This window comes from Niveispirillum sp. (genome assembly GCF_017996735.1).
Lineage (GTDB): Bacteria > Pseudomonadota > Alphaproteobacteria > Azospirillales > Azospirillaceae > Niveispirillum.
Genome location: NZ_JAGOGJ010000169.1, coordinates 1 through 11864, shown reverse-complemented (window position 1 = coordinate 11864; position 11864 = coordinate 1). Strand labels below are relative to the sequence as shown.

Sequence of the window (11864 nt, the reverse complement as noted above, 5' to 3'; positions counted from 1 at the left end):
GCGTCACAGAACGGCTCACACCATGCTGCTTGGCAAGCTCCGCCTCCGTCGGAAACGCTTCGTGGTGATAGCGGCCCGTCACGATCGCCCGGCCCAGATTGTCCAGCAAGCCATAGGTCAGGTTCCGACCCAGCTCGGACTTCTCTTCCCCGCCAACGGCCGTCAGTTCGCTCGCCAAAATCAAACCTTCCTTAGCAAATCATAAGGAGCTTTCATGATTGAGGTATAATTCGCCCCTCCAGGCCAAGCAAGATCATTAATAAGATATATGTGTCAAATTGACTGCATGATGGCGCAGATCGGGCGCCTGGTGGCGGTCGTCGTCATCATCGCCCTTTACGTCACCGGGCACTGGAACACGGGCGTCACTGCATGGCTTTTCCAAGGTTTCATGCTGCTCTGCCGCCTGGTGATGTCCTCCCCATGACCGGATCAACCGGCCTTGCGCGCTTTCTTCGGCTTTACAGGCTTGGCAGGGGGATGCGTTGCCAGGATGGCGGCGAGACGGTCGCGCACAGCAGGTTCTGTATCGGCAAGGTTTCGCGTCTCCTGCGGGTCGGCGACCAGATCGTACAGTTCGAAACTGCGTTCACCCGAGCGCTCGTTGCTCCACCGAACCAGGCGATACCGGTCGGTGCGGATCGCCTCTCCCAGCCATTCGCCGCGCGGATAACAATGATAGGCATAATCGCGAACCCGGCGTGCCGGATCGATCAGGACCGGCACCATGCTCATGCCGTCCTTTGGCTGCGGGCCGGAAGGTGCGCCCGCACCGGCAAGCGCCGTCAGGGTCGGGAAGATGTCGACGGTTTCGGTCAACTGCCCCGTCACCTTGCCAGCCGCGACGCCCGGACCGGCGAAGATCAGTGGAATGCGCGTCGCCTGTTCGAAATTCGTGTGTTTTGTCCACAGGCCATGGTCACCCAGATGGAAGCCGTGATCGCCCCAGAGGACAACGACCGTATCCTGCGCCAGCCCGCTGCGATCCAGTTCGTCCAGCACCTTGCCGATCTGCCGGTCGACATAGGTGACGCTTGCGTAATAGCCATGGATCAGCGTGCGCTTCAGCGCCTCGGGGAAATCCTTGCCGGCGACACCGACGGGAACCTCGCGATAGGCCTCGATCTCGCCGCCGACCTTGCCGGCATAGCGCGGCGCGCTTTCCGGCAACTGCTCAAAACTGGCCAGGGGCAGGCGGGCCGGGTCGTACATGTCCCAATAACGCTTGGGCACCGAGAATGGCAGGTGCGGCCGCGCGAAGCCCACCGCCAGGAAGAAGGGCTGATTGCCGCCCTTCAACGCGCGCAGCCTGCCGATCGCATAGTCGGCGGTGCGGCCATCGGCATAGGCATCATCAGCGACATCGGGTTTTTCCCACGCCGCACCCTTGGCCAGCGTGCGGGCATAGGCGAAGGGGTCGCCATCGTCGCTGGGAACCTCCTCGAACAGCGCCTCCTCCTGTGTCGGCACACCGCCCGTGCTGGCAGCCTCCGCATATTCGATCAGCTTGTCCTTATGGTGCGGCACCGACCAGCCGGCCTTGTCGTCCTTGGTGCCATGGCCGATATGGTAAACCTTGCCCATGCTTTCGGTCCGATACCCCGCTGCCAGGAAATGCTGGGGCATGGTCACGGCATCGGGAATGGTATCGCGCAGGTTCATGCCGAAATCATAGATCCCGGTAGAGGTGGAGCGCGAACCGGTCATCAGATTGATGCGGCTGGGCGCGCAGACCGCCTCGTTCGCGTAAGCCGCATCAAACCGCGTACCGCGCGCGGCTAAGCGGTCCAGATTTGGTGTGATCGCCAGACGGTCGCCATAAGCACCGATCAGCGGCTTCAGGTCGTCGACCAGGATCAACAGGATATTGCGCCGTTTGCCGGCCGTGGCCTTCGCCGGACCGGTGGCGGCCATCGCCATGCGTCCGGTGAAGCCGCCCAGCAAGGCACCCGCCATGACAGAGCCCAGCAAGCGCCGGCGTGTCAGGTTGCACATCCACTTCCCCCCTATTCATTGTCATTCTTGCCTTGCCCCATAAAGACATATAAATCCTATTAATCAAGTCACGACGCAACACTCCGGCCGCCCACCCTTCATTCCCGCACGCGGGATCGCACCTGTAATGGCGGCGTCGAGGACGCAGATGCTATGGAATGGCCGGGTCTTCGTGCAACCAACGCAGCCGTCAGGGCCCATGCAGTGACAGGAGAATGAAGCCGATGTCGGACAATCCCAGCACCGAAACCCATAATGCCCGCTTCGCCGGCATGACCCGTGTGGCCGGCGGCGTGTTCATGATGGGGTCCGACAAATTCTATCCGGAGGAGAAGCCGCGACGCCGGGTACGGGTCAATCCGTTCTGGATCGATACGACACCCGTCACCAACGCGCAGTTCGCGGCCTTTGTCGCGGCCACCGGCTATCGCACCTTCGCGGAACTGCCGCCCGATCCAAAGCTGTATCCCGGCATGGACCCGTCCCTGGCCGTGGCGGGATCGGCGGTGTTTCAGAAGACGCCGCATCCGGTCCCACTCGATAATCATGGCCGATGGTGGGCTTTCGTGTCGGGTGCCGATTGGCGCCACCCGACGGGTCCGGATAGCAGCATCGACGGGCTGGAGGATCATCCCGTGGTCCAGATCGCCTATACCGACGCCGAGGCCTATGCGAAATGGGCCGGCAAAGCCCTGCCGACCGAGGCGGAATGGGAATTCGCCGGACGCGGCGGACTGGAGGAGAAAGAATATGCCTGGGGAGACGAACTGGCGCCCGATGGCACCATCCTGGCTAATTATTGGCAAGGCACCTTCCCCCATCAAACCTTGAAACCAGACGGTAATTTCCGCACGACGCCTGTCGGCCACTTTCCCGCCAATGGCTATGGGCTCTATGACATGGTGGGCAATGTCTGGGAGTGGACGCATGACTGGTACGGCACCAACCCACGCAAGCCCGTGAAGGCATGCTGCGCCGTGGACAATCCACGGGGTGCCACCTTGCGCGAAAGCGTCGATCCCTATGACGTCACCAGGATGGGGCGCAAGGTGATCAAGGGCGGGTCGCATCTGTGTGCGCCCAATTACTGTCAACGCTACCGCCCCGCCGCGCGCCACCCGCAATCCATCGACAGCCCGACCAGCCATATCGGTTTCCGCTGCATCATCCGGGAGTGATCTCCCGCGCAAAATAAAAGCGCGCCGGCATCCATTGAGGCCGGCGCGCTTTTTATTTTGATCAGGGCGGCCGGACCGAAGCCCGACCGCCCTGCCATCGGCATCACAACTTGTAACGCACACCCATCGTGTAGACGGTCTCGTCACCGAAATGCGCGAAGTTGATACGCTCCGACCCGCGATAAATCGTGGTCTTGCTGCGCAGGATGTTGGTACCGCCGACATCGACGCGCAACTGGTCGTTGATGTCATATCCGACGCTGAAATCCAGGCGCCCGGCGGCGCGCGCGTAGGACAGCAGGGTCGGCACATAGGCCTCGTTCACGCGGGCGCTGTCGAAGGGCCGCAACTGCACGCCGCCCGTGTTGTCCGCGTCGATATATTTGGACCGGTAGGTCCAGATCAGGCGGCCGCTGAGACCAAACTTATCGTACAGCAGGCCTGTCGTGTAATTGTACTTGGACACGCCCACCAGCGGGTTGCCGGCCAGGGGATCGTCGCCCTTGATCTCGGAATCGGCCAGCGTGAAGGCACCCTGCACACCGAAGCCGGAGAAGGCACCCGGCAGGAAATCAAAAAAGTACTGGCTGCTGATCTCGATACCCTTCAGGTCGACGGAGCCGACATTGCGGGGGCTGGAAATCAGATAGTTCAGGCCGGCGATGGTTTCCTGCGTGTTGGAGGTCACCACGCGGTCCTTGATCGACCGGTAATAGCCGGTCGCCGCGATGTAACCGCTGTCGAAGTAATATTCGGCGGTCACGTCATAGCTGTCGGACTTCTGCGGCCGCAGGTCCGGATTGCCGCGCTGCCCGGTATTCAGCAGGAACACATTGCCGACCAGCGTCAGGGATTCCGTCGGATTCAGCGACGCAAAATCCGGACGGCGAATGGAACGGGAATAGCTGAAGCGGGTCTGGAAGGAGTCCGGGAACTGGAAGCGCGCGGTGGCCGAGGGCAGCACATCGACGTCGGACGTATCCGCCGAGACCGGAACGAAACCCGTGCCTTCCCGCTTGAAGCCCTTGATGGTGCGGTCAGTCTGGATGACGCGGGTGCCGACGACGCCGTCCAGGGTAATGTCGCCCAGTGGGATCTCGTACCCGCCCTCGACATAACCGGCATAGGTTTTTTCGTTGGCGTTGAATTCCTTGGTGGGCTCATAGCCCGGCTGGCTCAGCGGCAGCTTGAACAGGGCCCGCAACTCGTTACGGCCGCTTTCGGAGCGCAGATAGGCGGGGTTGACGCCCAGGAATTCCGACCCGCCATTCAGGCGCGGGGCCTTGCCGATGGGCGCCAGGAAATCGGGGGACAGACCCAGAGAGGAGATCAGACGGGCCGTGGATTCCGTGGCCGTGCCGATATTGCCGAAGCCAATGGACTGGACCGTGTTGGTCTGCTCCACCTGCTGCTGGCGGGCATCGCGCTCGGCATAGCGGACGCCGGCCTTCACCTTGGACAGGATGCTGTCGAACTCGTGCTCGACATCCGCCCGCGACTGGAACAACTCACCCTTGCCCAGCGTGAAATTCTGGTTGATCGAGTTGCGCAACGACACATTCGTGGACGACAGCGGAATGGACGGGTCCATCTCGAAGGTCGGGCCGTTCTTCACGTCGAACTGCACGAACACCGTGGGGATGCGCTGGCCCACTTCGGCGTTGAAATTCTCGTTGAAGGAGTCGGACGTCTGGTAGGCGATGTCGAACACCGCCTTGGTGCCATCATCATCATATTCCAGACCGCCAGCCACCATCTTGTTGCGCTGGGTGATCTGGTTGGACGAGGAATTCTGGTTCACGACGACATTGTTGAACCGCGCGCTTTGCAGCTCGCAGACCCGCTGCACCGTGAAGGGCTGGATCGACTTGGTGCCGTCGGCATTGTTGATCAGCGTGGGATTGGTGCCGCTGGCATTGACGCGGGCGTCGAAGCAATAATCGCTCGGCGTGATCTCGCTGATCTGGCTGTTATTGGTGAAAGGCTGTGGGTTGAACCCGGCAAAGCCCGTCGTGCTGCGGAAATAAGTATAGAGACCGTCGACATAGGCCTGGACCGTCGGGGTCGCCTGCCATTGCAGCGAGCCGTTCACCTGCTTGCGCGTGACCTCGCCCACGTCGGGCATATTCTGCAACACCTGCGGCACCAGGATGCCGGGCGCGTTCAGCGGTGCCACGCCGCCATAGCGACGTTCCGTCAGATTGCTGACGGCGCGGATCGTGTCTGACTTCGAATAGGTGGCGCTGAGCAGACCGCCGATTTCGCCGATGGGGCTGTCGGTCTTATAGGCGGCAAGGCCGCCGACCTGCGGGTTCCAGGCCTTGGCATTGACGGCACGGTTCTGGCGACCGGTCACCACCAGGGTGGGCTCACGGAAATTGAACGGACGGTTCAGGCGAAGGTCGATGGCCCCGGCCACGCCGCCTTCGATCTGGTCAGCGGTCTGCGACTTGAACGCATCGATGCGGGCCAGCGCCTCGGCCGGGACATCCTTCAGATCGAAGCCACGGCCGGTGGTGGTGATCACCTCGCGGCCGTTCAGCGTGGTCAGGATGTCGGTCAGGCCACGGATGCGGACATTCGACAATTCGTTGTTGCGATCATTCTGGACCTGGATGCCCGGAACACGCTGCAGCGCCGCCGCCACGGTCGGGTCGGGCAGCTTGCCGATATCGGTGGCCACGACACTGTCCACAACCTGCACGGCGTCGCGCTTCAGTTCCGCCGCCCGCTCCATGGACTTGCGGACGCCGGTGACGATGATCTCTTCCAGCACCATGTCCGACTGGGCAGCGGAGCCGGCATCCTGCGCGACGGCGGGAACAGTTACAATCAGCACCGTTGCGGACACGGCACCCAGCAGATGGAGCTTCATTTGCTTCTCCTCCCCCTCATATACTTGCTGTGTGTGGCGCACCGCTTACCCCCGGTATCCGGCGCGTCGTTGGATGACGAATGCATGCGCCACACCGACCAAGTCAATATAAATCTGACAAATAAGATGAAGACTTCTGCATTGTGGTTCGGACATCACAGGATGGACCGGTCGCCCCGTATCCACCCCACAAGGCCAACCACCCCACCTTAACCCACGCTAATGCTACGAAATACGTTTTGCGGCACCTGCCTACGGTCCCGCAAAATCACAATATGAAGGGGAATGCCCCCCGCCCCCGACGCGCCGCGGCAGCCGTTTCGACGGAAATCGGCATCCATTTTATCTGATATATATGCTTCCAATTTGACCATATCGGCGATATCTGTAACCAGCCATGAAATGATAAGGGCGGCCCTTCTGTGGTGCGCCAAGTTCCAAGGGGTAATCAGCGTGGGCGAAAAATCCAAACCTTCGGGTCGGGCACTGCGGTCGCGCCAATGGTTTGACAATCCGGACAATCCGGACATGACCGCGCTTTATGTTGAACGTTACCTGAATTACGGCATCAGCCTGGAAGAGCTGCAATCCGGCCGTCCCATCATCGGCATCGCCCAGACAGGCAGCGACCTTGTCCCGTGCAACCGGCACCATATCGAGCTGGCCAAACGCGTGCGCGAGGGCATACGCGACGCGGGCGGCATCGCCATTGAGTTCCCGGTGCATCCGATCCAGGAAACCGGCAAGCGCCCGACCGCCGGACTGGATCGCAACCTGTCCTATCTGAGCCTGGTCGAATCGATCTATGGCTACCCGATGGACGGGGTGGTCATGACCATCGGCTGCGACAAGACCACGCCCGCCTGCCTGATGGCGGCGGCCACGGTCAACATTCCCGCCATCGCCCTGTCGGTCGGCCCGATGCTGAACGGCTGGTTCAAGGGGGAGCGCACCGGTTCCGGCACCATCGTCTGGAAAGCGCGCGAGATGATGGCGGCGGGAGAGATCGACTATAAGGGCTTCATCGAACTGGTGGCCTCCTCGGCCCCGTCGACGGGCTGGTGCAATACGATGGGCACGGCCACGACCATGAATTCCCTGTGCGAGGCGCTGGGCATGTCGCTGACGGGATCGGCGGCCATCCCGGCTCCCTATCGCGACCGTCAGGAAAACGCCTATCGCACGGGCCTGCAGATCGTGGAAATGGTCAAGGCCGACCGCAAGCCGTCCGACATCCTGACGCGGGCGGCCTTCCTGAACGCCATTCGCGTCAATTCCGCCATCGGTGGCTCGACCAACGCACCCATCCATCTGAACGCCATCGCCCGCCATATCGGTGTGGAATTGACCCTGGCGGATTGGGAACAGCATGGCGTCGACGTGCCCCTGATCGTCAACCTGCAGCCGGCCGGCACCTATCTGGGCGAGGATTTCTATCGCGCCGGCGGCGTGCCGGCCGTGATGGGGCAGTTGCTGCGCGCCGGCATGCTGGACGGTTCTGTCCTCACGGCCAATGGCCGGACGCTGGCGGAGAATGTGGGAACTGCCGACACATCCGACGCCGACGTCATCCGCACCCTGGCCGATCCGCTGAAGCCGGCGGCCGGCCTGACCGTGCTGTCGGGCAACCTGTTCGACAATGCCGTGATGAAGCTCAGCGTCATCTCCCCGGAATTCCGGGCGCGTTATCTGTCCAATCCCGACGACCCGGAAGCGTTCGAAGGCACGGCCATCGTCTTCGACGGGCCGGAGGATTACCATGCCCGCATCGACGACCCCGCCCTGGGCGCCGATGAGCGGTCGATCCTGATCATGCGCGGGGCGGGGCCCATCGGCTATCCGGGCGGGGCGGAAGTGGTGAACATGCGCCCCCCCGCCGCCCTGATCCAGGCCGGCATCCACGCCCTGCCCTGCCTGGGCGACGGGCGGCAATCGGGCACCAGCGGCAGCCCCTCCATCCTGAACGCCGCCCCCGAAGCGGCGGTGGGCGGCGGCTTGGCCCTGGTCCGCACCGGCGACCGTATCCGCATCGACCTGGCACGCCGTAGCGCCGACATGCTGGTATCGCCGGAGGAACTGGCCCGCCGCCGGGCCGATCTGAAAGGTCCGCCCGACTATATGCCCGCCTCCCAGACGCCCTGGCAGGAGATCCACCGCAACATCACGGGGCAATTCGAAGGCGGGGCCGTCATCGAACTGGCGGTGAAGTATCAACGCATCGCCCAGACGCGCGGCCTGCCACGGGACAGCCACTGATGTCCGCGGCGCGGATCATCGCGCGCGACCGGCGCGACCTTCTGGGCGAAGGGCCGTTGTGGTCGGCGCGGGAAAATGCCCTTTACTGGGTAGACATCCTGGGCCGGCGCATCAACCGCCTGTCGCTGGATGATGACGCCGTCGTCAGCTTTGAACAGCCTGATCATGCGGCCTGGATCATCGAGCGGGCGGCGGGCGGCTTCGTGGCCGGCATCGGGCTTGACCTTGTACGGCTGGACCTGCCCGCCAACCGGCGGGAAGTGATCGGATCGGTGGATGCCGGTATCCGGGGCAATCGGCTGAATGATGCCAAGGCCGATATGGCGGGCCGCGTCTGGTTCGGCAGCGTTCCCATCACCTGCGACCGGCCGACCGGGTCCTTCCACCGGCTGGACCCCGATGGGGCGATCACCCGTGTGGACGGGCCGTACAGCATCGCCAACGGTCCCGCCATCGACCCGGACGGCCGGTTCCTGCTGCATACCGACACGGCCCTGGACACCATCTTCCGTTTCGATATCCGCGAGGATGGCACGCTAGGCAAACGACAGCCCTTCATCCGCTTCGAAGCCGGATGGGGCCATCCCGACGGCATGACCTTCGACGCGGATGGCGGCTTGTGGGTCGCCTGCTGGGGTGCCGGCTGCGTGACCCGTTTCACGCCCGGCGGAAAGCGGGACCGGTCGATCACCTTGCCCGCCAGCCAGATCACAAGCTGCACCTTCGCCGGCCCGGACCTGGACCGGCTGTTTGTCACCTCCGCCGCCGTCGATGTCGATGAACCGGCTGGCGGAGCCCTGTTCGAGGTCGATCCCGGCTGCCGCGGCCGTCCGACCCAGATGTATCGCGACTGAGAGGGAGGAGAACCATGTCGAAACAAAGTGCCCTGCTTCTGTCCACGGCCATAGCCGCCTGCCTGATGGCCGGCAGCGCCGAGGCGGCAACGGCGAAGAAATCGACCTTCGGCACCTTGCCGGACGGGCGGAAGGTGGCCTCCGTCACACTGAGCAACGACAAGGGTGTGTCAGCCAGCATCATCGCCTATGGCGCCACCCTGCAATCGGTGATCATGCCCGACCGGGACGGCAAGGCCGCCGACGTGGCACTGGGCTATGACAATATCGGTGATTATCTGGCACAACCGCAATATTTCGGCTCCACCGTGGGGCGCTTCGCCAACCGCGTTGCCGCCGGCCGCTTCACGCTGGACGGACAGTCCTATCAGGTGCCCGTCAATAATGGCGCCAACTCGCTGCATGGCGGCACACAGGGTTTCGACAAGGTCCTGTGGGATGTGAAGTCGGTGAGCGAGGGCACCACCGCGTCCGTCACCCTGCGTTATATCAGCCGCGACGGCGATCAGGGCTATCCCGGCACCATGACCGTCGATGCGATCTATTCGTTGAGCGAGACCAACGAGTTGACCATCGATTACCGCGCCGTCACGGACAAGCCGACCATCGTGAATATCACCAATCACGCCTATTGGAACCTGCTGGGCGAGGGCGCCGTGGCGGGGGCGATGGGGCATCTGGTGACCATTCCGGCCGAGACCTATCTGCCCACCGACGCCGGCTCCATCCCCACGGGCGAATTCCGCCCTGTGGCCGGAACCGTGTTCGATTTCCGCACGCCGCAACCGGTGGGCAAGCGTGTGCGTGAGGCGTCGGACGAACAGATCCGTTTCGGCCGCGGCTATGATCATAACTGGGTGGTCAGCAAGACGCCGCCCAAGGACCCGCAGTTGATGGCCCGCGTGGTGGACCCCGGCTCCGGCCGTGGGTTCGAACTGTGGTCCAACCAGCCGGGTGTGCAATTCTATTCAGGCAATTTCCTGGATGGGACCAGCCATGGCAAGTCGAAGAAAATCTACCGCATGGGCGACGCCATCGTCCTGGAGCCGCAGAACTTCCCCGACGCGCCCAACCAGAAGGGCTTTCCCAGCGCCCGCCTGGAACCGGGTCAGACCTACCGCAATATCATGACCTATCGCCTGCTCACCAACCTGCCCGCGAACGCCAACTGACCATAACGGCAACGCCATTCATCATCCGGCGGGCGGTGGCAGCCGCCGCCAGATCGGTTCACCGTGAACCGGAACAAGCCCAAAATGGGGGAAACACATGATTCGTCGCACTTTCCTGCTCGCCACCGTTGCCATGGCGCTGGCCGTCGGCGTCGTGGCGCCGGCCGACGCACGCGAACAATGGTCCAAGGAACAGGCCAACAAGTGGTACGAGAAGCAGCCCTGGCTGATCGGTGCCAATTATAATCCCGGCTCTGCCGTCAACGAGATCGAGATGTGGCACGAGGCGACGTTCGACCCGGCCACCATTGACAAGGAACTGGCCTGGGCGGCCGGCATCGGCATGAACACGATGCGCGTCTTCCTGCACAACCTGCTGTGGGAAAATGACGCCGAGGGTCTGAAGAAGCGGATGAAGCAGTTTCTCGACATCGCCGAGAAGCACAAGATCCGCATCATGTTTGTGCTGTTCGACAGTTGCTGGGACCCCAACCCGGTCTATGGCCTGCAAAGCCCGCCGATCCCCGGTGTCCATAATTCCCGCTGGGTGCAGGCGCCGGGCGAGGCCCGCCTGAAGGACGCCAGCCAGTATCACAAGCTGGAAGCCTATGTGAAGGACATCGTCGGCACCTTCGCCAAGGATCCGCGCATCGTGGTCTGGGATGTCTGGAACGAGCCCAACAACAAAGGCGGCGGCAATTATGCTCCCACCCCGGAGAAGAACAAGTATGTCGCCCTGCTGCTACCGCAGGTCTATGAATGGGCCCGCAGCGCCGATCCGACCCAGCCGCTGACGTCGGGAGTTTGGATCGGCGATCATTGGGATCAGTTGGACAAGGTCGATGAGATCGAACGCACCCAGCTCACCCAATCGGACGTGAATTCCTTCCACGATTATAGCTGGCCCGAGACTTTCGAGAAGCGAGTCAAACAGATGCTCAGTCACGGTCGCCCCGTGCTCGGCACTGAATATATGGCGCGTGGTAACGGTTCCACCTTTGATGGCTCTCTGCCCATCGCCAAGAAATACAATGTCGGCATGTATAATTGGGGCTTCGTGGATGGCAAGACCCAGACGCGCCTGCCCTGGGATAGCTGGAAGAAGCCCTACACCTATGACGAACCGACGATCTGGTTCCATGAGGTGTTTCGCGCCGATGGCAAGCCCTACCGCGCCGCCGAGACCGACCTGATCAAGCGGCTGGCCGCAGCACCCAAGGGTGTCGTGCCAGGGGCATCCAAGTGATCCGCCGGCGCTGGCTGATGGTGGCCGCGGCCCTGTCGGCCGGCGCCGGCCACCCGGTCAGGAGAGGTTGAGCAACCGCGCCGCCGCGTCAGATGGCGGCGCCCTTGGCCTCGGCCTGGTCGATCAGGGTGAGGACGTCGGCAATCAGGTGGCGCATGGCAGTGCGGGCAGCGTCCGCGTCACCGGCGGCGATCGCGTCGCGCACGGCCGTATGGTCCGCCACGCTGGCCGTCCTGCCCTTGATCCGGTTGGTGAAGCGGATCGAGGTGCGCAGCGCCGTCGTCACGA

9 protein-coding genes are annotated in these 11864 nt (G+C 62.9%); 6 read left to right on the top strand and 3 right to left on the bottom strand.

Translation table 11 applies throughout. The features are described from left to right. Positions 1–286: 286 nt before the first annotated feature. Positions 287–427, top strand: coding sequence for a hypothetical protein (locus KBA48_RS29595; protein ID WP_292912286.1), 141 nt, complete (start codon positions 287–289; stop codon positions 425–427). Between the two features lie 5 nt (positions 428–432). Here the strand turns inward: KBA48_RS29595 and KBA48_RS29590 are convergent, their stop codons facing one another. Further along, positions 433–1995, bottom strand: a complete 1563-nt coding sequence (locus KBA48_RS29590) for a sulfatase (protein WP_292912285.1) — start codon at positions 1993–1995, stop codon at positions 433–435. A 224-nt stretch (positions 1996–2219) separates the two neighbouring features. Between KBA48_RS29590 and KBA48_RS29585 the strand changes: the two genes are divergently transcribed. Then, positions 2220–3173, top strand: a complete 954-nt coding sequence (locus tag KBA48_RS29585) for a formylglycine-generating enzyme family protein (protein ID WP_292912284.1) — start codon at positions 2220–2222, stop codon at positions 3171–3173. Positions 3174–3276: 103 nt separating this feature from the next. Here the strand turns inward: KBA48_RS29585 and KBA48_RS29580 are convergent, their stop codons facing one another. Beyond that, positions 3277–6048: a TonB-dependent receptor gene (locus KBA48_RS29580; protein ID WP_292912283.1), complete on the bottom strand. Its 2772-nt coding sequence runs from the start codon at positions 6046–6048 to the stop codon at positions 3277–3279. 402 nt (positions 6049–6450) lie between these two features. On the opposite strand from KBA48_RS29580, the gene KBA48_RS29575 reads away from it, so the two are divergent. The 4 genes from KBA48_RS29575 to KBA48_RS29560 all read left to right on the top strand — a co-directional run bounded on the left by KBA48_RS29575 (position 6451) and on the right by KBA48_RS29560 (position 11576). Continuing rightward, complete coding sequence (locus tag KBA48_RS29575; protein ID WP_292912282.1) at positions 6451–8304, top strand: IlvD/Edd family dehydratase; 1854 nt, start codon at positions 6451–6453, stop codon at positions 8302–8304. Further along, positions 8304–9158 (top strand): SMP-30/gluconolactonase/LRE family protein, encoded by an 855-nt coding sequence (locus KBA48_RS29570; RefSeq protein WP_292912281.1) that lies wholly within the window; start codon positions 8304–8306, stop codon positions 9156–9158. The genes KBA48_RS29575 and KBA48_RS29570 overlap by 1 nt, the downstream gene beginning before the upstream one ends. A gap of 14 nt (positions 9159–9172) precedes the next feature. Continuing rightward, positions 9173–10330 (top strand): aldose epimerase family protein, encoded by a 1158-nt coding sequence (locus tag KBA48_RS29565; protein WP_292912280.1) that lies wholly within the window; start codon positions 9173–9175, stop codon positions 10328–10330. A 97-nt stretch (positions 10331–10427) separates the two neighbouring features. Continuing rightward, positions 10428–11576: a cellulase family glycosylhydrolase gene (locus tag KBA48_RS29560; protein WP_292912279.1), complete on the top strand. Its 1149-nt coding sequence runs from the start codon at positions 10428–10430 to the stop codon at positions 11574–11576. Positions 11577–11664: 88 nt separating this feature from the next. On the opposite strand, the gene KBA48_RS29555 is transcribed toward KBA48_RS29560, so the two are convergent. Then, a partial coding sequence (locus tag KBA48_RS29555; protein WP_292912278.1) for an FCD domain-containing protein occupies positions 11665–11864 on the bottom strand: 200 nt, incomplete at its 5' end.

Excerpts from the sequence above, each read along its gene's own strand:
- KBA48_RS29595 (WP_292912286.1), top strand. The coding sequence starts at position 287 with ATGATGGCGCAGATCGGGCGCCTGGTGGCGGTCGTCGTCATCATCGCC.
- KBA48_RS29570 (WP_292912281.1), top strand. The coding sequence starts at position 8,304 with ATGTCCGCGGCGCGGATCATCGCGCGCGACCGGCGCGACCTTCTGGGC.
- KBA48_RS29560 (WP_292912279.1), top strand. The coding sequence starts at position 10,428 with ATGATTCGTCGCACTTTCCTGCTCGCCACCGTTGCCATGGCGCTGGCC.
- KBA48_RS29585 (WP_292912284.1), top strand. The coding sequence starts at position 2,220 with ATGTCGGACAATCCCAGCACCGAAACCCATAATGCCCGCTTCGCCGGC.
- KBA48_RS29565 (WP_292912280.1), top strand. The coding sequence starts at position 9,173 with ATGTCGAAACAAAGTGCCCTGCTTCTGTCCACGGCCATAGCCGCCTGC.
- KBA48_RS29580 (WP_292912283.1), bottom strand. The coding sequence starts at position 6,048 with ATGAAGCTCCATCTGCTGGGTGCCGTGTCCGCAACGGTGCTGATTGTA.
- KBA48_RS29575 (WP_292912282.1), top strand. The coding sequence starts at position 6,451 with ATGATAAGGGCGGCCCTTCTGTGGTGCGCCAAGTTCCAAGGGGTAATC.
- KBA48_RS29590 (WP_292912285.1), bottom strand. The coding sequence starts at position 1,995 with ATGTGCAACCTGACACGCCGGCGCTTGCTGGGCTCTGTCATGGCGGGT.